This window comes from Salinarimonas ramus (genome assembly GCF_014645695.1).
In the GTDB taxonomy this organism is placed as follows: domain Bacteria; phylum Pseudomonadota; class Alphaproteobacteria; order Rhizobiales; family Beijerinckiaceae; genus Salinarimonas; species Salinarimonas ramus.
The window spans coordinates 125,590-148,254 of record NZ_BMMF01000002.1 but is presented as its reverse complement, the minus strand read 5'-3'; the positions used below and the strand labels follow the sequence as shown (position 1 = coordinate 148,254).

The window sequence follows — 22,665 nt, the reverse complement described above, 5'->3', positions numbered from 1 at the left end:
AGCTCCTTAACTTATCGCGCTTTTCGACGAGGCCAAGACCGCATTCATCGCAGCAGCGCAATCGATGGAACCATGACCCTGGCATTCGAAGGCCAGGCTCAGGTCGCGCGCCGAGCGCCTGATGAGGTCGAACGTCCGATCGCGCGATAAGTTGCGAGAGGCGCTGTGCAGCAGAGCGGCCAGTCCAGCGGCCTGCGGGCATGCGCCACTGGATCCCCATCCGTCCCGGAGCGTCTGCACTCGATCGCCGTAGAGGATACGCCCTCGCTTCGGGGTCGGAGCGACCACGTCGGGCTTGGCGTTCGTTTCGGGGGCGCCGAAGAATTGTCCCGGCCCGCGGCTCGAGTAGTACCACATACGATCGTCGAGATCAGTGGTGCCGACACTCATGACGCTCGACCAGGATTTGTGTAGCCAGATCGAGGTTGGTGAACAGGCGTCCGGGCGCCCTCCGGCGAGAGCATGGTTGTTGCCGGCACTGAAGAACGGGATCACCCCGGCGGCTATCGCATCATCGAGGGATTGGGTAAACTCCTCACCGGGCGGCAAGGTCGGCATAGTGCCTGTGTTGAACCCGAAGCTGTTCGTCGCGATCACTGTCTCGCCCGATGTCGCGAGCTCCGCCAGATAGTCGTATATGGCCGCCAACTCGCCGTCGTAGAAACTTGTCTTGCAGGCGACGATCATCGCTTCAGGGGCTACCCCGTCGAACAGGCCGCCGTCGGCGCGCGAACCCGCGGCAATTGCGGCGCACATCGTCCCGTGACCGTCCCAATCGGTCCAGGGTTCGTCCTGCTCGGTCTGCCAGGCACCTCTACGGCGGCTCGGGGAGAACTCCGGACGCGTACCGTCGATGCCCGTGTCCACGACGGCGATGATCACGCCGCTGCCGCGACCGTGACGCCATGCCTCTCGAGCGCCGATTCGGTCCAAGACGTTGTCGAGCGACGGGGATTTTTCGTCCTCGGGCTCGAAGAGCTCGTGTCCGAATGGTCCGACCGGCTCCATGTCGTATCGGAAGTCCTCGACGATCCGAGCTCCGAAACGCTCGACCAAAGCGCCGATTCGCCGATCCGCGCCGCGTTCGATCGCTCTCGGATCCAGGTCGACGCTCAAGACTGCGCGCTTCCGGCTGCGAACCAGTGTCGTCCCTGGTGTCTCTATAGCCGTTGCGGCGTCGAATGCCTGCGCGTTCGGAAACATGATCTTGAAGCGCTTCGGCGCGAACGCGCCGCCGTCTTCGCGCCCGTCCGGAGACCTGCCCGACGTCATCGTCCGTGTCCCCGTCCGTGACGGCTCCCAAGAACTCCCGCCGCCTGCCGCATCGCCTGCCATCAGCCCACTCGAAGTTGAGTCAAACCACGCCGTTATCTATATCCAGAATGTCATTGTGCGCAATACCCGGCGCCACCCACTCCCACCCCGGCATCGAATTGCGGAACCACGTCTCCTGCCGCTTGGCGTAGGCGCGCGTGTCCGCTTGGCCCTTGGCGATCGCCTCGGCCATCGTCGCGCGCCCCTCCAGCGCCGCGATCAGCCCCGGCACGCCGTGGGCGCGCATCACGGGCAACATCGGGTCGAGGCGGCGGGCGGCGAGCGTGCGGACCTCGTCGAGGGCGCCGTCCTCCAGCATCGCGAGGAAGCGCGCGTCGATGCGCGCGCGCACCAGGGCGCGCTCCGGCGCGAGGAAGATCTTGCGTACCGCGCCCTCGGCGTCGGCCGAGGCGAGGGGGCCCGGCACGCGCGCGTCCCAGAACTCCACGATGGAGCGCCCCGTCGCCGCGTGCACCTCGAGCGCGCGCATCACGCGCAGCCGGTCGGACGGGCGCAGCCGCGCGGCGCCGGCGGGGTCGCGGGCGGCGAGGCGCGCGTGGAGGTCCGGCGTCTCGCGGCCCTCGCATTCCGCTCGTACTGCGGCGCGGACGTCCTCGGCAACGGGCGGTATATCGGAGAGCCCCTCCGTCAGCGCCTTGAAGTAGAGCCCCGTGCCGCCGCAGAAGATCGGCAGCTTCCCCGCCGCCTCGACCTCGGCCAGGGTCGCGGCGGCGTCCGCGAGCCAGCGGGCGACGGAATGGTTCACGGCGCCGTCCACGTATCCGTAGAGCCGATGCGGCGCCGCCGCCTCCTCCTCCGCCGTCGGTCGGGCGGTGAGGACGCGCAGGTCGCGATAGACCTGCATCGAATCGGCGTTGATCACGACGCCGTCCCGCCGCCGCGCGACGTCGAGCGCCAGCGCCGACTTGCCGGACGCGGTCGGTCCTGCGATGAGAAGGGCCCTCACGGCCTGAAGCCTCCTTCGAAGAACCCCGCGGATCGCACGCCATGACGCATGTCGCAACCCTCGTCGCCGCGCCCGGCTCCAGCCTCGAGACGCCGCACGTGGACCGCGCCATGTCGGTGCTCCCCGGCGGGGAGGCGCGCACGCTCTCCGATCGGCGCGCCGTGGATCTCCTGTTCTCGCCTGGCAGGCTGGATGATCCGAACGTCGCGCCGCTCGGCGAGGCGGTGCTCCTCTCCGACTATCGCAACGCCATCGCCGATGCGATCGACGCCGACGCCGCGCGCATCGACGTCGTCGTCCAGCCGGTGCGCCATCGGCGCAAGAAGCTCTTCCTCGCCGACATGGATTCGACCATGATCGAGCAGGAATGCATCGACGAGCTCGCCGATTACGTCGGCCTCAAGCCGCAGGTCGCCGAGATCACCGAGCGCGCCATGCGGGGCGAATTGCCCTTCGAGCCGGCTCTGCGGGAGCGCGTCGCGCTGCTCGCGGGGCTCTCCGCGAGCATCGTGCCCGAGATCGTGGCCGAGCGCATCACGCTGACGCCGGGCGGCAGCGCCCTCGTGCGCACCATGCGCGCGAACGGCGCCTACACCTGCCTCGTCTCCGGCGGCTTCACGCTGTTCACGGGGCCGGTCTCCGAGATGATCGGCTTTCACGAGCACCGTGCCAACGTCCTCCTCGTGGAGGACGGCAAGCTCGTCGGGCGCGTCGAGGAGCCGATCCTCGGGCGCGCGGCGAAATACGCCACCCTCGTCGCGCTGCGCGACGCGCACGGCCTCGACGACGCCGAGACCATGGCGGTGGGCGACGGCGCCAACGACCTCGCCATGCTGGGCGAAGCGGGCCTGGGCGTCGCCTTCCACGCCAAGCCCGCGGTCGCCGAAGCGGCCGCGGCGCGGATCGACCATGGGGATCTCAGGGCGCTCTTGTATGTGCAGGGCTATGGGGACGGGGAGATCGTGGAGGGGTGAGGAACGTCCTCTCCCGCCCGGATCGCGGCTGCGTCCCGACCCCCTAGGCCAAGAGCGCCGCGGCCGCACGTTCGGCCGCATCGATCTGGCGCTCGTGGTCGTGGAATTGGCCGAGCGCGACGGCACCCTCGAACAGGAGCAGCAGCTCGTCCGCCGCGCGGCGATAGTCCGTTGCACCGGCGCGGTGGAGCGCGACCTCGACGAGGCCGCGCACGCGGATCTTGTGATCGCTCGCCAAGCGGAACACGTCGGCATGCCGGCGCCCGTATTCGGAGGCCGCCGTCTGGAAGAGGCAGCCTCTCGCTCCGTGGCGGCGCTGCCACTCGCGTAGTACCCGGAACAAGGCTACGGCCACAGCGCGCGTATCCGCCGCGTCGGCGAGCGCCTCCGCGAGCGCGCCTTCGAACTTCGTGCCGCGATACTCCAGCACGGCCAGCGCGACGTCGTGCTTGCCGCTGAAATGCTTGTAGAACGTCCCACGGGACAGGCCGGATGCGTCGAGCACGGCCTCGATGCTGACGCCGACGAAGCCGGCCTCGTAGAAGAGGTCGTTCGATCGCTCGACGATGGCTTGCCGGCTTTCGATCATGGCGGTCACCTTCCAGATGCTCTATTACTCTGGCCGAGCTGCAAATAAATTACAGATAAGCCTCGGAACATGGACCCGTGGCACCGACTTGGATATACAAAGCTGTATATTCGAATCGAGGCGAAAATGCGATCATACTCCCTGGTGTGGGCGGCGGCCTCCGGGCTGGCGCTCGTCGGCGTGTCATTCGGGATCGCGCGTTACGGCTACGGCCTGTTCCTGCCCCGCATCGCGGAGACCTTCTCGCTGGACGAGCCGACCCAGGGGCTGATCGCGAGCGGCTCCTACGCATCCTACGTGCTCGCCACGGTCGCCGCGGCGTGGGCGTCCGGCCGCTTCGGGCCTCGCCTGCCGATCGCGCTCGGGGTGGCGGCGGCCGCCGGAGGGGCGGCGATCGTGGCTCTCGCGGAGGGGCTCGCCGTTCTCGCGCTCGGCGTCGCGCTCGCCGGGGCGAGCCCGGGGCTGGTCTTCCCGGCTCTGTCCGACTGGGTCTCGATCGTCGCGCGCGAGGAGGCGCGAAACCGGCTCTTCGCGATCATGAATTCGGGCACCGGGGCCGGCGTGCTCCTCGCGGCGCCGTTCGCTCTCGTGCCCGCCGAGCTCTGGCAGCATGCCTGGGGTGCATTCGCGCTGGCATCCGTCCTGTTCGGAGCGGGTGCCATCGCGCTGGCGCCGCCCTTTCCCCCCGGGCGCGGCAATGCCGAGGCGCCGCGCTTCGCGCTCGTGGATCTCGTGCGGCCGGCGGCGATGCCGTTGTACGCCAGCGCCTTCGTCGCCGGTCTGACCACGGCGGTGTACTGGACGTTCTCCATCGCCACGATCTTCGAGGCGGGCGGTACGCTCGGCGGCTTCGCACGTCCGGAGATCGCGTTCTGGGCGCTCACCGGCATATCCGGCTTCGTCGGAGCGCTGACGGGGGACGCGGTGAACCGCCGCGGGCTTCCTTTCGTCACGCGCGGCACGCTCGCGGCGATCGCGGGCGCGTGCCTGCTGATCGGAATCGCCCCTGGCTCGGGGGGGGCGATCGTCGTCTCGGGGGCCGTGTTCGGAGCCGCATTCATCTTCGTCACGGGGCTTCTGGGCGTGTGGAGCCTGCGCGTCTTCCCGGAGCGCCCCTCGGCCGGGTTCGGGGCGACGTTCCTGATCTTCACCTTCGGCGCCATGATCGGCCCGCTCGCCGGCGGCGCGCTGTCGCCGGCGCTCGGGCGCGAGGGCGTCTTCGTCCTGGTCGCGGTACTGACGCTCGTGCCGTGCCTCTTGCCGCGGCGGACCTTCGCGGGCGTCGCCGCGCCCGCGGGGCGGCCGGCCTGACCGACCCCCGTGTGTCTAGGGTCGAACAGAAGTGAGACGCTGGGGCTTGAAAGGAATCGGGGATCCCGGAAGCTTGGGTTTGCGACGACACGAGCTTCAGGAGATCCCCGATGCAGGTTATCGGCCTGCCCCGTCAGGTTTTCAGAATCGGTGCGGTCGCGTCGCGTCTCATCGGCGCGAAGACCCCGGATATCGCACTGCCAGGCATTCGGGCGAGGGCATGCCGGCCGACGACGGTCAGAGAGCGCGGCTGTACCGGCCCGGCGTGATGCCGAAGATGCGCTTGAATTCTCGGGTCAAGTGGGCCTGATCCGCGAAGCCGGTCTCAGCCGCGACCTGTGCCGCGCGTCGCCGTCGGTTCAGCAGGCTGCGGGCCGCGTCCACGCGCAGGCTGCGCATGTAGTCGCCGGGCGTCATGTGCAACACCGCCTTGAAGTCCCGCAGCAGGCAGAACCGTGTCACCCCCGCGAGCGCTGCCAAATCGGCGAGTTCCGCCCCCAGACCGGACCGCACCATATCGTGCATGTATTCCTGGCACAGGGCGACCCGCCGCGACGCCCCGGTCGGCCGCACCGGCGGCGGACCGACGGTGACTTGCCGGGCGAAGCCACCGAGCGTGAGCAGCATCGAGTCTCTGGCGTCATTCCCCGCCTCCGCCATGCGGTGCATCGCCTGGAAGGCCGAGAAGATCGCCGGATCGTCGATCACCGTCTCGGGAAAATGCACGGGTCCGGTCGCTTCCTCGGCCACGCCGCGTGCGGCTCGCAGGAGTGTCGGGTCGACATAGACGGTGCGATGCGCCCACGGCGCACCGTTGAGCGCCTCACAGCCGTGGACCTCGCCGGGGTTGACGACGACCATCTGACCAGCGCGGAGGTGCACCGAACGCCGGCCGATATGAAACGTCTTTTCCCCTTCGACCAAGGAGATGACGCTGGCCATGCCGTGGAAGTGCTTGTCGTGCTGGTGCGGTGCCGCAGCGGCATGGCAAAACAGCGCACCCGCCTCGCCAGCGTTCCAGAATTCGATCTTCGTCTCTCTCATCCGCCGTCCTCGCGATGCCATCAGCAGATGTCGTACAGGTGGCGACGAGGTCCAGAGGCGTGCTCCCGATTTCAGTGCTCATTGTTAAAAATGTAAATCCTGTTCAAGTCGCATCGATCGCCTCCTGATAACGTGCAGGGCTCAAACGGGCATTCCCGCCCCTTCTCACCACCATGGGTCCTGGATATGGTCACGCAGCATTTCGAGGCTGAGGAATTCGACCTTGCGTTCGGCGTCGGCGTGTTCACGCAAGGTGCCACCACCAAGGTCGGCAACACGCAGAACGGCGACTGGGTCGCGTACGAAGGGATCGACTTCGGTAGCGCCTCCGGCGCGCTGCATGTCCTGACCGCACGCGTCTCGTCCGGCACTCAGGGCGGAGTGCTCGAGTTTCGTCTGGGCAGCCCCGACGGCGAATTGATCGCGGACAAGAACGTCTTCAACACGGGCGGCTTCGCCTCGTATTTCGACGTCTCCGTCGAGCTCGGGGCGATCTCCGGGATCCACGACCTCCATGTCGTGTTTCGCGGCAGCGCGACCTCCATCGCCGATCTCGATCGCTTCTCGATCGAGTCCGGGATCGTAGCGGACCCTGCGGTGCAGCGCTTCGAGGCCGAGGATTACGATGCCACGAGCGGCGTGGGCGTCTTCCGGCAAGGCATGGGCTGGAAGATCGGCGACACGCAGGACGGCGACTGGGTACGGTACGACACCGTGTCCTTCGGCGCCGATCCGCTCGCCGAGCACAGCCTGACACTGACGGTCGCCGCTGGCACCCAGGGTGGCACCGTGCAGATCCGCTCCGGCGGGCCGGACGGTGAATTGCTGGCCATCGCGGAAATAGAGAACACCGGTGGTTGGACCAGCTTCCGCGACATCACCGTCGACCTCGGCCGCCTGAGCGGCGAGCACGATCTCTATTTCGTCTTCGACGGCAACGCCTCCAGCATCGGCGACGTCGACCGCTTCCGGATCGAGACCACGACACCGAATCCGATCGTGCTGGAAGTCGAGCACGTCGATGGTGTCGACGTGATCGCGCACGATCCTGCCATGGCGCTGAGCGCTGGCGCGCTGTCGTTCACCTTCCAAGCCGACAGCGTCGTGCGGCGCGAGGGGCTCGTCTCGAAGGACGCTTCCTTCTTCGGCGACGGCGGTCACCTGACCGCATGGTGGCAGAACGGCACCGTCGTCTTGCGGGTTCAGGATCGAGACACGTCCTATTTTCTGCACAGCCGTGAGCTCGCGCTGGGCGAAGCTCACGATGTCACGATCGGCTTCGGGGACGACGGCGTCCGGCTCTACGTCGACGGCGAGCTGCATGCATACGAATCGGGCTGGACCGGGGGGCTCGCCACCAATCTGGAACCACTGGTGATCGGAGCCAGCCAATGGGCGTCGGGTCAGGGCGCGGCCGACGACGTCGTCGAGCCGTTCCACGGCCTAATCGGGGACGTTGCGCTCCGGGCCGGCGTCCTGCCCCCAGAAGACGTCGCTTTCCTGTCCGGCCTGCCGCCTTTGGATTTCGCTCGGGCCGGTGACCGGACGCTGATCCTCGAGCACGGCCCCGTCGATATCGACGGCGTGTCCGATGCCGTGATCCTGCCGCACGACGAGGCGCTCGCGCTGGAGACGGGCACCTTGATGCTGACCGTCACCTCCGAGAGCGGCGCGGGGCGGCAAGGCATCTTCACGAAAGACGCCGTGCATTTCGGTGACGGCGGTCACTTCTCCGTCTTCCTCGTCGACGGCGTCGTGGAGGTTCGACTGCAGACGACCGACGCCGAGACCGTCCTTCGCGGCGGCGAGCTGACCGTCGGTACGCAGCACGAGATCGCCGTCACGTTCGGGCCGACCGGCCTGCGGCTCTACGTAGACGGCGAGATGATCGCGGAGGATCGCGACACCACCGCCGGCCTCCTCGGGAACGAGGAGCCGGTGGTCATCGGGGCGAACCAGTGGCGCTCGTCGGCGGGGACTGCCGACGATCTGACGGGCGCCTTCACCGGTAGCATCGACGCGGTCAGGCTCTACGACACGGCGCTTTCACCCGAGGCGCTGTCCGATCCGAGCGTCTTCGCCGGCGACACGATGCCGGCACCCGGTGAGATACGTCTGCCCGCCGGAAGCGGAGCCGTCCGGGTGGAGGATTTCGGTGCCGTCGCGAACGACGGTATCGACGACACCGCGGCGATCCGGGCGGCGTTCGAATATGCAGAGGACAATGGCTTCGAGCAGACTTTCGTCGTCTTCGGCGCCGGTGTGTACGACATCAGCGATACGATCGGCCCGGCCCGATCGCGGCTGCCGTCGGGCGAGCGGGAGGGCTTCATCTCCAAGACCAGCGTCCAGGGCGCCGGAGAAGGCCTGACGGAGCTGCGCTTCGCCGAAGGGCTGGGCTTCACCGGGGCGGTGGTCGATTTCGGCAATGCGAACAGATCCGCCGACGCCTTCCACAACAACTTGCGCGATCTGACGATCACGCTGGGCGCCGGCAATGCCCAGGCGACGGGGCTCGTCTGGAGCAGCAGCAACACCGGTACCGTCGCCAACGTCACGATCCGCTCGGAGGATGGAACCGGGCGATACGGCATCGATCTCGCGCAGATCGTCAACAACGGGCCGCACCTGATCCGGGACGTGACGGTGGACGGGTTCGACACCGGTATCTTCCTCTCGAGCGGCACCGGAAGCCATGTCTTCGAGGACATCACGCTTGCGAACCAGTCGGTGGTGGGAATTCATAATCTGAATTCGCAGGTGATAACGGCACGTGGAGTCGAGTTCTTGAACGCGCCGCGTGCCGTGCTGAATGGTTTCAACCAGGACGGAGACCTCGTGCTGCTGGACAGCAGGATCGAAGCGTCCGACAATCCGACGACCGACGCCAACGGCCGGTCTTCGGCAATCCTGAATTCCGGCTCGACCTTCCTGCGTGACGTCGCGATCTCCGACGGCTTCGATTTGTCGTACCATTTCAATCGTAATTCCTTCGTCCACAATCAAATCGTGGAGCGCCAGGCCGACGGTCGGATCGACGAGTTCTGGCAGGTCGGCGCTCATGGGCGTGACGGTACCGGCATCCAGAATGTCGGCGGCGCGTACACGCTCTTCGAGGGCACGCCGGAAACCTCTCTCGGGCTCGAGGTGAGGGAGCACCCCGACACGCCCCTGCCGCAAAACCTGTCCGACTGGGTCTCCATCGCAGCGCGCGGCGCGACGGCCGGCATCACCGGCAATCCGCTCGGCGACCTCTCGGCGGACGACGATACCCTCGCCATCCAAGCCGCGATCGACGCGGCCGCGGCCGCGGGCGCCAGCACGGTCTACATTCCAGAAGGCGTGTTCGTCCTGAACGGGGACGTCACGCTGCACGGGTCGGTCACGACGCTGATCGGCCTGGGCGGCGAAATCTGGGGCAATGGCCGCATCATCATCGGCGAGGGCGACGGTGACGTGGTTCACATCCAGGGGCTACGGGGTCGGCTCACCAACCAGCCGCAGGCGCAGATCGAGGTCTCTCATGCGTCGGACCGTGCGCTGGCCGTGCAGGACACCAGCGGCTGGCGCTATACGGCGGAGACCGATCCCGTCACGGGCGAGACCCTGGCTGGCGATCTCTACCTGCGCAACGTCGTCACCTCGCGACTGGTCGTCGAGGAGGGCCAGAACGTCTGGGCCCGTCAGCTCAACATCGAGGGCGATTTCGACAGCTTCGATCACCCCTCGTTCGCCGACGCGCCCTTCGAGGCGAAGATCGTCAACAACGGCGGCACGCTCTGGGTGCTGGGCTTCAAGACCGAGCAGGAAGGCACCCATGTCATCACCCGTGACGGTGGCAGGACCGAGATTTTCGGCGCATGGCACCAGTCCGGCCAGCTGACCGGTCCGGACGGCGCTCTCGTCCCCCAATACGTCACGATCGACTCCGATTTCTCCATCGCCGTCCTGAAGAACGGCTTCCAGAGCAATCCGAATTTCGGTTCGGTTCTCGAGATCCGAGACGGGGTCGCGGTCGAAGGGCAGATCGTCGGCGATCTCTACTCCGCGATCCGCCCGGAGACGTTGGCCCCCCATCGCGTGATGGTGGACAACGACGATCTCGGCTTCACCGTCGAGAACGTGGTCGACGGAATCGTGGTGCCGATCGAGACGCTGACGCCGTTTCAGGGCGGCATCATCGGTGACGATATCGTCTTCGCCGACACCGACAGCGGCGTCCGTTTCATTTACGAAGCCGACCTCGATCCGGGTCTGTGGGAGGTCTCGATCAGGTTCAACCGCACCAACGGCGGCCAGCCCGATCGCGAGCATGCGACCAACGCGCCCGTGGAGATCGTGCACGAGAACGGGACGACCGTGCTGAGCCTCGACCAGACACGAAATTTCAACGACTGGCACTCTCTCGGCGTCTTCGGCTTCGGAACCGATCTGGCCCGCGTCACGATCGGTACCGAGGGCGCGGGAGGCGAGCACGTGGTCGCCGACGCCATCCTCTTCACGAGGATCGTCGGGTTGGGCGAGACGTCGCCCGCGACCGATGTCGGGATGATCTGAGGGACGTTCGACAGGAGCGTGACGTAATGCGGCCGCCGCCTCGCCGACCAGCATGGTTCCGCTGGCGGCGGGCGGCGGCCGCTGCACGGATGGCTCTATCCACTGTCTCGGTGTCTCTGCGCACGCGGCTCACGCCCGATCCTTCGCGGCTTGCCCCCGCTCCCCGTGCGGGGTATCGCCAAGCGGCCAATTCACATGCGAGCACGGATAGCGACACCATGGCCAAGCGCGAGGGCGCAGACCCGAAGACGAACCGGCTGAAGGCGCGCGTGCCGCGGGGCTTCGTGGATCGGGGCGCGGGGGAGCTCGCCGCCGCCGAGCGGATGCTCGCCGAGATCCGCGCCGCCTACGAGCTCTACGGCTTCGAGGCGGTGGAGACGCCGCTCGTCGAGTACACGGACGCGCTCGGCAAGTTCCTGCCCGACCAGGACCGCCCGAACGAGGGCGTGTTCTCGTTCCAGGACGAGGACGAGCAATGGCTCTCCTTGCGCTACGACCTCACCGCGCCGCTCGCGCGCTACGTGTCGGAGAATTTCGAGGCGCTGGCGAAGCCCTACCGCTCGTATCGGGTGGGCTGGGTGTTCCGCAACGAGAAGCCGGGGCCGGGGCGCTTTCGTCAGTTCATGCAGTTCGACGCGGACACGGTCGGCTCGGCTTCCGTCGCGGCCGATGCCGAGATGTGCATGATGGCCGCCGACACGCTCGACCGGCTGGGGCTGGCCGGGCAGTACGTGGTGAAGGTCAACAATCGCAAGGTCCTCGACGGCGTGATGGAGGCGATCGGGCTCGCCGGCGACGAGGAGGCTGCGCGACGGCTGGTCGTGCTGCGCGCCATCGACAAGCTCGACAAGGTGGGCGTGGACGGCGTGCGCGATCTCTTGGGCGCGGGCCGCATGGATCCGAGCGGCGACTACACCAAGGGCGCCGGCCTCGCGCCGGAGCAGGCGGAGCGCGTGATCGCGTTCTCCGAGGCCAAGCGCGCGACGCTCGAGGAAACCTTCGGCGCGCTCGAGGCGGTGGTCGCCGGCTCGGCGCGGGGCGCCGAGGGCGTCGCCGAGCTGCGCGAGATCGCGATGCTCGTCGCCGCCGGCGGCTACGACACGCGGGTCGAGATCGACCCCTCCGTCGTGCGCGGCCTCGAATATTACACCGGCCCCGTCTTCGAGGCGGAGCTGACCTTCCCCGTGACGAACGAGGACGGCGTGCCGGTGCGCTTCGGCTCCATCGGCGGGGGAGGGCGCTACGACGGGCTCGTCGGCCGCTTCCGCTCGGAGCCGGTGCCGGCGACGGGCTTCTCCATCGGCGTCTCGCGGCTCCTCTCGGCGCTTCGCCTCGTCGGCAGCCCCATCGTCGCGAGCGCGCAGCCGCAGGCGCCGGTCGTGGTGATGGTCATGGATCGCGAGCGCATCGCCGACTACCAGCGCCTCGTGGCCCAGCTGCGCGAGGCCGGCATCCGCGCCGAGATGTATCTCGGCTCGGCCGGCATGAAGGCGCAGATGAAATACGCCGATCGCCGCAAGAGCCCCTGCGTCGTCATCCAGGGCTCGGACGAGCGCGAGCGCGGCGAGGTGCAGATCAAGGACCTGATCGAGGGCGCCAAGGCCGCCGCCGAGATCGAGACCAACGCCGAATGGAAGGCGGCGCGCCCGGCCCAGGTGTCCGTGCCGGAGGCGACGATGGTGGACGCCGTGCGGGAAATCCTCGCGCGGCATCGCTGAGCGAGAGACGTCATCCCGGGCCGCGAACGCGAACCCGGGATGACATCCGTGTCACACCGCGATCGGCGCCTTGATGGCCGGGTGGGGGTCGTAGCCCTCGATGGCGATGTCCTCGAAGCGAAAGGCGAAGAGGTCCGTCACGTTCGGGTTCAGCACGAGGCGGGGGAGGGGGCGCGGCTCTCGTTCGAGCTGCGTGCGGGCTTGCTCGAGATGGTTGGAGTAGAGGTGCGCGTCGCCCAACGTGTGGACGAAATCGCCCACGCCTAGCCCGGTCGCCTGCGCGATCATGTGGGTGAGGAGCGCGTAGCTCGCGATGTTGAAGGGCACGCCCAGGAACACGTCCGCGGAGCGCTGGTAGAGCTGGCAGGAGAGCTTGCCGTCCGCCACGTAGAATTGGAACAGGCAATGACAGGGCGCGAGCGCCATGCGGTCGAGGTCGGCCGGGTTCCAGGCGGAGACGACGAGCCGGCGCGAATCGGGGTTGCGGCGGATCTCGCCGAGCAGCCAGGCGATCTGGTCGATGGTGCCGCCATCGGGCTTCTCCCAGGAGCGCCATTGCTTGCCGTAGACCGGCCCCAGCTCGCCGTCGGCGTCCGCCCATTCGTCCCAGATGCTGACGCCGTTCTCCTGGAGCGTGCGCACGTTGGTGTCGCCGGCGAGAAACCAGAGCAGCTCGTGCACGATGGAGCGGATGTGCAGCTTCTTCGTGGTGAGCAGCGGAAAGCCCGCGGCGAGATCGAAGCGCATCTGGTGCCCGAACACGGACCGCGTCCCGACCCCCGTCCGATCGGACTTCTCGACGCCGTGGTCGAGGATGCGCTGGAGGAGGTCGTGGTACTGGTGCATGGCGGGATCCGTCGCGGGCCTGGGCGCCGACCATAACCCCGCGGCCCGCCCGGCGCACGCCCGCGCCACTCGTGATTCACAGGCTCGGACCGGCTCCCCCCATCCCAACGAGAAAGAGCCGCAGCGCATCCGCCGCGGCCCTTTCCTCGTCTCGTCCCTCGCGGCGGCGTCAGCCGACGAGGCCGTTGTCGTCGCGCTTGATCGCGATGACCGCCGAGCGCTCCGGCGAGCCGTTCGGCCAGCCGCTGCCGGGGTGCTGGATGCCCACGAACATCGTGCGCAGGTCCGCCGACCAGGCGAGGCCGGTCACCTCGCAGCCCTTCGGGCCGGTGAGGAAGCGCACGATCTCGCCGGTGACGGGGTCGCCCGCGAGCATCTGGTTGTTGCCCATGCCGGCGAAGTCGCCCTCGTTGTCGTCGTCGCCGTCCGTCTGGATCCAGACGAGCCCGGTCGAGTCGATCGCCATGCCGTCGGGCGAGTTGAACAGGTTGCCCGCGTTCATGTTCGCCGAGCCGGCATAGGCGTCGGAATGGACGGTGGGATTGCCGGCCATCACGTAGAGGTCCCACGTGAAGCGGTCGGAGGCGTGGTCGTCGCCCTCCGGGCGCCAACGGACGATCTGCCCGTACTCGTTGGTCTCGCGCGGGTTGGGCGCGTTCACCGCCATCACGTCGCCGCCCGCATTGGTGCGGATGGAGCCGTCGTCGGTCTTCACGCCGCGGCGCGAATTGTTGGTGAGGCAGCAATAGGCCTCCGCCGCGACGGGGTTCGTCGCGATCCATTCCGGGCGGTCCATGGTCGTGGCGCCGACGGCCGAGGCGGCCATGCGGGTGAAGATCAGGATCTCCGCCATCTCCATGCCGGTCGTCTCGGGGGTGAGCGCCACCCATTCGCCGGTCTGGTCGTCCTCGAAGCGCGCGGCGTAGAGCGTGCCGTCGTCGAGGAGACCCTCGGTGGAGCCGCCCGGCGTGTAGATGCCGTTCGAGACGAACTTGTAGAGGAACTCGCCGCGCTCGTCGTCACCCATGTAGACGACCACGCGGCCGTCGGGGGCGAGCACGACCTCGGCGTTCTCGTGCTTGAAGCGGCCGAGGCCGGTGTGCTTCACGGGCGTGCTCGTCGGGTCGGTGGGGTCGATCTCGACGACCCAGCCGTGACGGTGCGGCTCGTTGGGGTTCTTCGCCGTGTCGAAGCGCGCGTCGAAGAGCTCGTACTGGTAGCGGCCCTCGTCGCCGACGCCGTAGCGGCGGTAGCCGGCGATCACCTTCTCGTCGGCGGAAAGCGCTTCGGTGGCGCCGAAATAGCCGTTGAAGTTCTCCTCGCAGGTCAGGTAGGTGCCCCAGGGGGTCTTGCCCGAGCCGCAATTGTTGAGCGTGCCGAGAACCACGGTCCCGGTCGGGTCCGCCTCGGTCTTGAGGAGGTCGTGCCCGGCGGCGGGGCCGGCGAGGCGCATCTGCGTGCGATGATGGATGCGGCGGTTGAAGGGGCTGTCCTTCACCACGGCCCAGCCGTCCGCGCCCTCGGCGATCTCCATGACGGTGACGCCCTGCAGGTTCTGCAGCTTGATCACCTCGTCCGCCGTCTGCGCCACGCCCTCGTTCTGCGCGGGCAGGTTCAGGTCCGGGTTGACGTATTCATGGTTGATCGCGATCAGCTGACGGCCCTGGTAGGAGAAGGTCTCCATGCCGTCCGTGTTCTCGCCGAACACCTGGTCGGAATGCTCGACCGAGCCGCCGCCCTGCGTGACGTCGTAGCCGTCGGCCGCGGAGACGAGCGGGTCGCCCCAGGCCGCGAGGACGCGCCAGGAATAGCCGTCCGGCACGTGCACGGTGCCGTCGGTCTGCGCCTGGATCGGCGTGAACGCGAAGCGCGAGGCCGCCTGCGCGAGCACCGACGTGGACGAGAGGAGACCCGTCGCCATCGCGGCCGCGCCGGAGCCGAAGGCGAGCACGCCGCCGAGGAAGCCGCGGCGCGAGATCGCGCGCTCGACGACGCGGTCGAAGCCGCTCTCGGCGGGCCGCGGGAAGTGCAGCTCGTCCCACTCGTCCCAGCTCAGCTTCGACTTGTCGATATCGGTCATGGTGTACCTCCCATCCAGGTTGGAACCCTTCGTAGGAGGCCCGTGTGAAGCTTGGATGACGCTCGCGAGGGTGGTGCGGCCCGCCGGCTCGTCGCGCGCGTGAGCCGAGGACGCGTCACGGTTCCGTCGCCGGCAACGGATAGGCTCGCGCGGTCGATCCGAAGGAGCGGTGAACCTTTGCGCGCCGGGAGGCTTGTCAGGGTTCGCTTGCGCTTCTACCACCGTTCGCGCCCCGCGGCTCGCGCCGGCGGGGCGCCTCCACGAGAAGGATGATCTCGCCATGCGCGTCGCCATGATCGGGTCGGGCTATGTCGGCCTCGTCTCCGGGGCCTGCTTCGCCGATTTCGGCCACGAGGTGTGCTGCGTCGACAAGGACCCCTCGAAGATCGAGGCGCTCGAGGCGGGCCGGATGCCGATCTACGAGCCGGGCCTCGAGGATCTCGTCCGCCGCAACGTGGCGCAGCGCCGACTTACCTTCGCGACCGACCTCGGCGAGGCGGTTGCGCGGGCGGACGCCGTGTTCATCGCGGTGGGCACGCCTTCGCGCCGCGGCGACGGGCACGCGGACCTCTCCTACGTCACCGGCGCCGCCCGCGAGATCGCCCACGCCATGCGCGGCTTCACGGTCGTGGTGACGAAGTCGACGGTGCCGGTGGGCACGGGCGACGAGGTCGAGCGCATCATCCGCGAGGAGCGGCCCGACGCGGATTTCGCGGTGGTCTCGAACCCCGAATTCCTGCGCGAGGGCGCGGCCATCACCGACTTCAAGCGCCCCGACCGGATCGTGGTCGGCGCCGAGGAGGAGCGCGCCGCCGAGGTCATGCGCGAGGTCTATCGCCCGCTCTACCTCAACCATTCGCCCATCCTCGTCACCTCACGCCGCACGGCCGAGCTGACCAAGTATGCCGCCAACGCCTTCCTCGCGACCAAGATCACCTTCATCAACGAGATGGCGGATCTCTGCGAGAAGGTGGGTGCCAACGTCCAGGACGTCGCGCGCGGCATCGGCCTCGACAACCGCATCGGCCCGAAATTCCTGCATGCCGGCCCCGGCTACGGCGGCTCGTGCTTCCCCAAGGACACGCTCGCCCTCATCAAGACCGCCCAGGACGCCGAGTGCCCCGTGCGCATCGTCGAGACCGTGGCGGCGGTGAACGACCAGCGCAAGCGCGCCATGGGCCGCAAGGTGGTCGCCGCCTGCGGCGGTGCCGTGCGCGGCAAGCGCGTGGCGCTGCTCGGCCTCACCTTCAAGCCCAACACCGACGACATGCGCGACGCGCCCTCCATCGCCATCGCGCAGGCGCTGCAGGACGGCGGGGCGGACGTCGTCGCCTACGATCCCGAGGGGATGGAGCAGGCGAAGAAGGTGCTCGACGGCATCGCCTACGCAGACGACGCCTATTCCTGCGCCGAGGGCGCGGACGCGCTCGTGCTCGTGACGGAGTGGGACGCGTTCCGTGCGCTCGATCTCGAGCGGCTCAAGCGCATCATGGCCGCGCCGGTCTTCGTCGACCTGCGCAACGTCTACCGCCCCGAGGAGGTGCGCGAGGCGGGCTTCTCCTATACGAGCGTCGGGCGCGTCTGAGGATCGCGGCGATTCGGCCTTGCAACCCGGGCTCGTGGCGCTAGGGTTCCAGATGCGCGAGCGAGTTGCGAGGTCGAGCGGATGGACGAGGCGCTGACGCAGGCGATGATCGAGGCGGCGCTCGCCGGCGGGCGAGCGATCCTCGCCGTGGCGAGCTCCGGGGAGACGGACGTGCGGCTCAAGGCCGATCGGTCCCCCGTCACCGCCGCCGACGAGGCGGCGGACGCCGCCATCGCCGCCGTGCTCGGGCGCGCCTTCCCTGAGATCGCCATCGTCTCCGAGGAGAGCGCCGGCGAGCGCGCGCCGGCGCAGAGCGGGCTCTTCTTCCTGATCGACCCCCTCGACGGCACGAAGGAATTCGTCGCCGGCACCGGCGAGTACACGGTCAACATCGCCCTCGTCGACAAGGGCCGCGCCGTCGCCGGCGTGATCCACACGCCGGCGCTCGGGCGGATCTGCGCGGGCGTGGTCGGCGAGGGGGCGCGCGAGGCGGAGGTCGTCGACGGCGCGCCCGGTCCGTGGCGCACGATCCGCGCGCGCACGACGCCGGCATCCGCGCCCGTCGCGGTGGCGAGCCGCCGGCACGCGGGACCGCGCACGGAGGAGTTCCTCGCGTCGCTGGGCGTGTGCGAGCGGGCCTCGCGCGGGTCCTCGTTGAAATTCTGCCTCCTCGCCGCGGGCGAAGCCGACGTCTATCCGCGCCTCGCGCCCACCATGGAATGGGACACGGCCGCCGGCCACGCGATCCTGGAGGCGGCGGGCGGGCGCGTGGAGCGTCTCGACGGCACGCCGCTCACCTATGGTGGGCCGTGGGCGGCCGGCGCGAAGCCGTGGGCGAACCCGGATTTCGTCGCCTGGGGCGCACGCTCCGCCTGAGCCTTCAGGGAAGGCGCGGCGGCGCCGCGTCGCGACGCGCGCGCAGGAAGGCGCGGCGCACCACGGCCTCCTCGGCCACCATCACCTCCTCCGCGAAGGCCATGTGCGCGCTCATGGTCCGCCGCGCGGCCTCCGGGTCGCGGGCGCGCAAGGCGTCGACGAGCTCGAGCTGGTAGAGCCGCCCGCGATGGCGCAGCTCCGGCGAGGGGCGCTCGTAGATCGTCCGGCACACGGCGAGATCCTTGAGGAGCCGGATGGCGAAGCCGCAGACGAAGGCGAGGAGCGGGTCGGGCGCGAGGGAGACGAGCACGTCGTGGAACTCGAGCTCGGCGATCCATTGCCGGCGCTCCTCCTGCGCCCCGAAGGCGGGCGCTTCGTAGAGCGTCATCGCCGCGAGCAGGTGCCGCACGTCCGCCTCGGTCGCGATCTCGGCGACGGAGGCCGCGAGATCGGGCTCCAGCCGCTTTCGAATCGCGTAGATGTCGCGGATCGTCAGGTCTTTGAAGAAGAAGTAGTTGCCGAGCAGCTCGGCCGCCTGCTCCACGGAGGGCTCCGCGACCTGCGCGCCGCCGGAGGGGCCGGTGCGCACGCGCACCAGGCCTTGCGCCTCGAGCAGCTTGAGCGCCTCGCGCATGGTGCCGCGGCTGACCTTGAAGAGCGCGATGAGCTCGCGCTCCTGCGGCAGGCGATCGCCGGGCTCCAGCCCGCGCTCGTGGATCCAGTCCTTGAGCGTCTCCGCGACCTGCATGGTGCGGGTGCGCCCGCGCGGCCGGGCGAGGGGAGGAGGGCCGAGGGGAGCTGGCGTCTCGTCAGGCGGGGCCATCGGCGCCCTCGGCGGGGAGCGGATGCAGGCAGGCGGCGGCGCGACCACGGCCCATCGGGACGAGCGGCGGAGGCGCCGTACGGCAATCGTCCCGGACGTTGGGGCAGCGCCCGGCGAAGGCGCAGCCCGGCGGCGGGCGTGTCGGGTCCGGCAATTCCGCCTGCGGCGCGTCCGAGGCCTCGGCACGCGCGCCGATCGCCGGCGCCGACGACAGGAGGAGGCGCGTATAGGGGTGACGCGGGGCGCGGAACACTTCGTCGACCGGTCCGGTCTCGACCACACGCCCGAAATACATCACGGCCACCCGCTCCGCGATCGCCTCGACCACCGCGAGGTCGTGACTGATGAAGAGGTAGGTGAGCCCCAGCCGCGTGCGCAGGTCGGAGAGCAGGTTCAGCACCTGCGCCTGCACCGACACGTCGAGCGCGGAGACCGGCTCGTCGAGCACCACGATCCGCGGCTCGGCGGCGAGCGCGCGGGCGATGCCGATGCGCTGGGCCTGCCCGCCGGAGAATTCGTGCGGATAGCGCTCCAGGAATTCCGGGCGCAGCGAGACGATGTCCATCAGCTCGGCGACGCGCCGCTCGCGCGCGGGCGCGTCCGCCTCGATGAGGTGGATCAGCGGCGCCTCCAGGATCTGGCGGATGGTCTTGCGCGGGTTGAGCGCGCTCGTCGGATCCTGGAAGACGTATTGGATCGTGCGCCCGAAGGCGCGCGGGCCGGCCTTCGCGGCATCCGTCAGGGCCTGGCCGTCGAGGGCGATGGTCCCGCTCGTCGGCGGCACGAGGCCCACCAGCATGCGCGCGAGGGTGGACTTGCCGCAGCCCGATTCGCCGACGACGCCGAGCGTCTCGCCCGGCGCGACGGCGAGCGTCACGTCCCGCACGGCATGGACCTGCGGCTTGCGGGCGCCCAGCAGCGTGCGCCCGCCGCCGAAGGTCTTGCCGAGCCCGCTCGTTTCCAGGATCGGTGCGGTCGACGCGTTCATGCCGCGCTCCCTTCGGTGGCGGCGCGCATCACCTCGCCGGCATAGAGGCAGCGCGCGGAGCGGCGGTCCGCGACCGAGACCGGCGGGATCTCGCCCTCCTTGCAGGCCGCCGTCGCGCGCGGGCAGCGCGGGGCGAAGGCGCAGCCGTCGGGCAGCCGGTCCACCGCGGGCGGCAGGCCGGGAATGGCGTCGAGCGCGCGCTTGCCCGAGCCGAGGATCGGCACGCAGGCGATCAGCAGGCGCGTGTAGGGGTGCGCCGGCGCCTCCAGGACGGCCTGCGTCGGGCCCTCCTCGACGATCTTGCCGGCATACATCACCGCCACCCGGTCGCAGAGCTGGGAGACGACGCCGAAATCGTGGGTGATGAACAGGAGGGCGAGCCCGCTCTCCCGGCGCAGCTCGTCGAGCAACGCCAGGATCTGCGCCTGGACCGTGACGTCGAGCGCCGTCGTGGGCTCGTCGGCGATGATCAGGTCCGGCTCGTTGGCGAGCGCCATGGCGATGGCGACGCGCTGGCGCATGCCGCCCGAGAGCTCGTGCGGCAGCGCCTCGGCGCGGTCCGCCGCGGCGGGGATGCGCACCCGGTCGAGGAGCGCCACGGCTTGCGTCCACGCCTCTGCATGCGAGGCGGGGCGGTGGGCGCGGATCGCCTCGACGAGCTGGTCGCCCACGGTGAAGAGCGGGTGGAGCGTGGTGAGCGGGTCCTGGAAGATGTAGGAGACGCGCCCGCCGCGCAGCGCGCGCAGCTTTTCGCGCGAGAGCGAGAGCACGTCCTCGCCCTCGCGCCAGACGCGCCCCGCGCGGATCACGCCGGGCGGGGAGGGGACGAGGCCGAGCAGCGAGAGGGCGGTGACGGACTTGCCCGAGCCGCTCTCGCCCACGAGCCCGAGGCATTCGCCCCGCCTGATCGTGAAGGAGACGTCGTTGACCGCGCGATAGATGCGCTCGCCCACCTCGAAGCGGGTGGAGAGCCGGCGAACCGCGAGCGCGGGGGAGCCCTCAGGCGGCGCGGCGTCGTCGGCGTTCTTCGCACGGGCGATGCGCGTCACGGGCGCGGGGCGGGCGAGAGCACCCGCGGAGAGGCGCGGATCGAGGGCGTCGCGCACGCCGTCGCCGACGAGGTTGATGCTCATCACGAGCAGGAAGATGGTGATGCCGGCGATCGTCGTGACGTGCGGCGCGGTGAGCATCACCTTGCGTCCCTCGCCCAGGATCGAGCCGAGATCCGCCTGGGGCGGCTGCGAGCCGAGCCCGAGGAACGAGAGGCCCGCCGTCTCGAGGATCATCCAGCCGACCGTGGTCGACATGGTGATGACGATCACGGGCATGACGTTGGGCAGGACCTCGGAGACGAGGATGCGGCCGTGGCCCATGCCGGACAGGCGCGCGGCCTCCACGAAGTCCTTGTGCGACAGCCCCACCGTCACGCCGCGTATGTTGCGGGCGAAGAAGGGGATGTTGACGATGGCGACGGCGTAGAGGGCGTTGAGCAGCCCCGGCCCGAGCACCGCGACGATGGCGAGCGCGAGCAGGATGTAGGGAAACGCCATCAGCATGTCGATCGAGCGCATGAGCGCATTGTCGAGCCGCCCGCCGAAATAGCCGGCGACGAGGCCGATCGTCGAGCCGAGAAGGGCCGCGACGAGGGTCGCCGCGACGCCCATGAAGAGCGACAGCCGCGTGCCCCAGACGAGCCGCGAGAGGAGGTCGCGGCCGAGCTCGTCGGTGCCGAGCAGGTGCCCCTCCGAGAGAGGCGGGAGGAGCCGGTTCGCCGGTGCCGTGGCGTTCGGGTCGGCGAGCGGCAGGATCGGCGCGAGGATCGCGATTGCGACGATTGCCGCGAGCACGACGAGGCCGAGCCCGGCGAGCCGGTTGCGCAGGAGAAGGCGCAGGAACGAGCGGCGCTTCGGCCTCTCGGGCGTGCGCGCCGCGTCCCCGGCGGAGGAGGAGGTGGAGATCGCGCTCATGCCTTCACCCGCGGGTCGACCAGGCTCTGGAGCACGTCGACGAGGAGGTTGATGAGGACGTAGGAGGCGGCGACCACGAGCACGCCGCCCTGCACGAGGAGGATGTCGCGCGTCGAGATCGCCTGGACGAGCATGCGCCCGATGCCGGGCCATTGGAACACGGTCTCGATATAGACGGCGCCCCCGAGCACGAACCCCGCCTGGATGCCGATGACGGGGATGATCGAGACGAGCGCCGCCTTGAAGGCGTGGACGTAGATCACGCGCCGCTCCGGCAGGCCCTTGGCGCGGGCGGTGCGGATGAAGTCCTGTCGCAGCACTTCCAGCATCGCCGAGCGGGTGAGCCGTGCGACGACGCCCGTCGCCACCGCCGCCAGCGTCGCGGCGGGGAGGATCAGGTGCGAGAGGAGATCGGGCAGGTCGCCGCCGCCGTAAATCGCGTACATGCCGGACGCCGGCAGCCAGCGCAGCTCCACCGCAAAGAACAGGATGAGCAGGAGGCCCAGCCAGAAGGAGGGCATGGAGATGCCCACCAGCACGAGGAGCGTCACCGCCTTGTCGGCGAGCCCGTATTGGCGCACGGCGGAGACGATGCCGGCGAGAAGGCCGAAGATCGTGCACAGGACGAGCGCCGCCCCCGCGAGGATCAGCGTCGCCGAGAAGCGCTCCAGCACCTCGTCGAGCACCGGGCGGTTGAGCGAGTACGAGCGGCCGAGATCGCCCTGGAGCAGGTTGCCGAGCCAGGTGAGATATTGGACGGGCAACGACTCGTCGAGGCCGAGCTGAGCATTGAGCCGCGCCACGTTCTCGGGCGTGGCGTAGGCGCCCAGGATCGCGAGCGCCGGATCGCCGGGGATCAGCGCCATGATGAAGAACACGACGAGCGTGAGCCCGAACAGGATCGGCACCAGGGCCGCGAGGCGCTTTGCGATGTAGAGGTGCATGGCCACGGTCCTTTTCCTTCCCTGTAGGGGAAGGTGGATCGGCGCGCAGCGCCGAGACGGATGGGGCGCGCGGGACGCGCGT

16 protein-coding genes are annotated in these 22,665 nt (G+C 69.3%); 6 read left to right on the top strand and 10 right to left on the bottom strand.

Annotation, left to right across the window (positions count from 1 at the left end; genetic code table 11):
• Nucleotides 1-6: 6 nt before the first annotated feature.
• Nucleotides 7-1,272, bottom strand: coding sequence for a S8 family peptidase (locus IEX89_RS03020; protein ID WP_188909431.1), 1,266 nt, complete (start codon nucleotides 1,270-1,272; stop codon nucleotides 7-9).
• An 82-nt stretch (nucleotides 1,273-1,354) separates the two neighbouring features.
• Nucleotides 1,355-2,314 (bottom strand): tRNA (adenosine(37)-N6)-dimethylallyltransferase MiaA, encoded by a 960-nt coding sequence (miaA, locus tag IEX89_RS03015; RefSeq protein WP_188910042.1) that lies wholly within the window; start codon nucleotides 2,312-2,314, stop codon nucleotides 1,355-1,357.
• Between the two features lie 8 nt (nucleotides 2,315-2,322).
• Between miaA and serB the strand changes: the two genes are divergently transcribed.
• Nucleotides 2,323-3,255: a phosphoserine phosphatase SerB gene (gene serB / locus IEX89_RS03010; RefSeq protein WP_188909429.1), complete on the top strand. Its 933-nt coding sequence runs from the start codon at nucleotides 2,323-2,325 to the stop codon at nucleotides 3,253-3,255.
• 43 nt (nucleotides 3,256-3,298) lie between these two features.
• Here the strand turns inward: serB and IEX89_RS03005 are convergent, their stop codons facing one another.
• Complete coding sequence (locus IEX89_RS03005; protein ID WP_244645087.1) at nucleotides 3,299-3,844, bottom strand: TetR/AcrR family transcriptional regulator; 546 nt, start codon at nucleotides 3,842-3,844, stop codon at nucleotides 3,299-3,301.
• Nucleotides 3,845-3,970: 126 nt separating this feature from the next.
• Here IEX89_RS03005 and IEX89_RS03000 point away from each other — a divergent pair, with 126 nt between their 5' ends.
• Complete coding sequence (locus tag IEX89_RS03000; protein WP_188909425.1) at nucleotides 3,971-5,155, top strand: MFS transporter; 1,185 nt, start codon at nucleotides 3,971-3,973, stop codon at nucleotides 5,153-5,155.
• 237 nt (nucleotides 5,156-5,392) lie between these two features.
• Here the strand turns inward: IEX89_RS03000 and IEX89_RS02995 are convergent, their stop codons facing one another.
• Nucleotides 5,393-6,199: an AraC family transcriptional regulator gene (locus IEX89_RS02995; protein ID WP_188909423.1), complete on the bottom strand. Its 807-nt coding sequence runs from the start codon at nucleotides 6,197-6,199 to the stop codon at nucleotides 5,393-5,395.
• Between the two features lie 186 nt (nucleotides 6,200-6,385).
• Between IEX89_RS02995 and IEX89_RS02990 the strand changes: the two genes are divergently transcribed.
• Complete coding sequence (locus tag IEX89_RS02990; RefSeq protein WP_188909421.1) at nucleotides 6,386-10,756, top strand: carbohydrate-binding protein; 4,371 nt, start codon at nucleotides 6,386-6,388, stop codon at nucleotides 10,754-10,756.
• Nucleotides 10,757-10,974: 218 nt separating this feature from the next.
• Nucleotides 10,975-12,474 (top strand): histidine--tRNA ligase, encoded by a 1,500-nt coding sequence (hisS, locus tag IEX89_RS02985; RefSeq protein WP_188909419.1) that lies wholly within the window; start codon nucleotides 10,975-10,977, stop codon nucleotides 12,472-12,474.
• 51 nt (nucleotides 12,475-12,525) lie between these two features.
• Here the strand turns inward: hisS and IEX89_RS02980 are convergent, their stop codons facing one another.
• Nucleotides 12,526-13,320, bottom strand: coding sequence for a thymidylate synthase (locus IEX89_RS02980; protein WP_188909417.1), 795 nt, complete (start codon nucleotides 13,318-13,320; stop codon nucleotides 12,526-12,528).
• A 169-nt stretch (nucleotides 13,321-13,489) separates the two neighbouring features.
• Nucleotides 13,490-15,400 carry a PhoX family protein gene (locus tag IEX89_RS02975; protein ID WP_188909415.1) on the bottom strand — a complete coding sequence of 637 codons (1,911 nt, stop codon included), beginning with the start codon at nucleotides 15,398-15,400 and terminating at the stop codon, nucleotides 13,490-13,492.
• 280 nt (nucleotides 15,401-15,680) lie between these two features.
• Here IEX89_RS02975 and IEX89_RS02970 point away from each other — a divergent pair, with 280 nt between their 5' ends.
• Together IEX89_RS02970 and cysQ are read left to right on the top strand one after the other, a co-directional pair.
• Nucleotides 15,681-16,985: a UDP-glucose dehydrogenase family protein gene (locus IEX89_RS02970; RefSeq protein ID WP_188909413.1), complete on the top strand. Its 1,305-nt coding sequence runs from the start codon at nucleotides 15,681-15,683 to the stop codon at nucleotides 16,983-16,985.
• An 81-nt stretch (nucleotides 16,986-17,066) separates the two neighbouring features.
• Nucleotides 17,067-17,861 (top strand): 3'(2'),5'-bisphosphate nucleotidase CysQ, encoded by a 795-nt coding sequence (cysQ, locus tag IEX89_RS02965; RefSeq protein WP_188909411.1) that lies wholly within the window; start codon nucleotides 17,067-17,069, stop codon nucleotides 17,859-17,861.
• 4 nt (nucleotides 17,862-17,865) lie between these two features.
• On the opposite strand, the gene IEX89_RS02960 is transcribed toward cysQ, so the two are convergent.
• From IEX89_RS02960 to IEX89_RS02945, 4 genes are read right to left on the bottom strand one after another with little or no spacing between them, the layout of a single operon-like run.
• Complete coding sequence (locus IEX89_RS02960) at nucleotides 17,866-18,684, bottom strand: FadR/GntR family transcriptional regulator (protein WP_210317569.1); 819 nt, start codon at nucleotides 18,682-18,684, stop codon at nucleotides 17,866-17,868.
• On the bottom strand, nucleotides 18,671-19,672 hold the full coding sequence (locus IEX89_RS02955) for an ABC transporter ATP-binding protein (RefSeq protein WP_188909409.1): 1,002 nt from the start codon (nucleotides 19,670-19,672) through the stop codon (nucleotides 18,671-18,673). The genes IEX89_RS02960 and IEX89_RS02955 overlap by 14 nt, the downstream gene beginning before the upstream one ends.
• Entirely contained in the window at nucleotides 19,669-21,639 is a 1,971-nt protein-coding gene (locus IEX89_RS02950) for a dipeptide/oligopeptide/nickel ABC transporter permease/ATP-binding protein (RefSeq protein WP_188909400.1), read from the bottom strand. The genes IEX89_RS02955 and IEX89_RS02950 overlap by 4 nt, the downstream gene beginning before the upstream one ends.
• Nucleotides 21,636-22,583, bottom strand: coding sequence for an ABC transporter permease (locus tag IEX89_RS02945; protein WP_188910038.1), 948 nt, complete (start codon nucleotides 22,581-22,583; stop codon nucleotides 21,636-21,638). Before IEX89_RS02945 ends, IEX89_RS02950 begins: the two co-directional genes overlap by 4 nt.
• Nucleotides 22,584-22,665: the final 82 nt, after the last annotated feature.

Bases quoted from the DNA above. Each gene is read 5' to 3' on its own strand.
- IEX89_RS03020 (WP_188909431.1), bottom strand. From the start codon at position 1,272: ATGACGTCGGGCAGGTCTCCGGACGGGCGCGAAGACGGCGGCGCGTTC.
- serB (WP_188909429.1), top strand. From the start codon at position 2,323: ATGACGCATGTCGCAACCCTCGTCGCCGCGCCCGGCTCCAGCCTCGAG.
- IEX89_RS03005 (WP_244645087.1), bottom strand. From the start codon at position 3,844: ATGATCGAAAGCCGGCAAGCCATCGTCGAGCGATCGAACGACCTCTTC.
- IEX89_RS03000 (WP_188909425.1), top strand. From the start codon at position 3,971: ATGCGATCATACTCCCTGGTGTGGGCGGCGGCCTCCGGGCTGGCGCTC.
- IEX89_RS02995 (WP_188909423.1), bottom strand. From the start codon at position 6,199: ATGAGAGAGACGAAGATCGAATTCTGGAACGCTGGCGAGGCGGGTGCG.
- IEX89_RS02990 (WP_188909421.1), top strand. From the start codon at position 6,386: ATGGTCACGCAGCATTTCGAGGCTGAGGAATTCGACCTTGCGTTCGGC.
- hisS (WP_188909419.1), top strand. From the start codon at position 10,975: ATGGCCAAGCGCGAGGGCGCAGACCCGAAGACGAACCGGCTGAAGGCG.
- IEX89_RS02980 (WP_188909417.1), bottom strand. From the start codon at position 13,320: ATGCACCAGTACCACGACCTCCTCCAGCGCATCCTCGACCACGGCGTC.
- IEX89_RS02975 (WP_188909415.1), bottom strand. From the start codon at position 15,400: ATGACCGATATCGACAAGTCGAAGCTGAGCTGGGACGAGTGGGACGAG.
- IEX89_RS02970 (WP_188909413.1), top strand. From the start codon at position 15,681: ATGCGCGTCGCCATGATCGGGTCGGGCTATGTCGGCCTCGTCTCCGGG.
- cysQ (WP_188909411.1), top strand. From the start codon at position 17,067: ATGGACGAGGCGCTGACGCAGGCGATGATCGAGGCGGCGCTCGCCGGC.
- IEX89_RS02960 (WP_210317569.1), bottom strand. From the start codon at position 18,684: ATGGCCCCGCCTGACGAGACGCCAGCTCCCCTCGGCCCTCCTCCCCTC.
- IEX89_RS02955 (WP_188909409.1), bottom strand. From the start codon at position 19,672: ATGAACGCGTCGACCGCACCGATCCTGGAAACGAGCGGGCTCGGCAAG.
- IEX89_RS02950 (WP_188909400.1), bottom strand. From the start codon at position 21,639: ATGAGCGCGATCTCCACCTCCTCCTCCGCCGGGGACGCGGCGCGCACG.
- IEX89_RS02945 (WP_188910038.1), bottom strand. From the start codon at position 22,583: ATGCACCTCTACATCGCAAAGCGCCTCGCGGCCCTGGTGCCGATCCTG.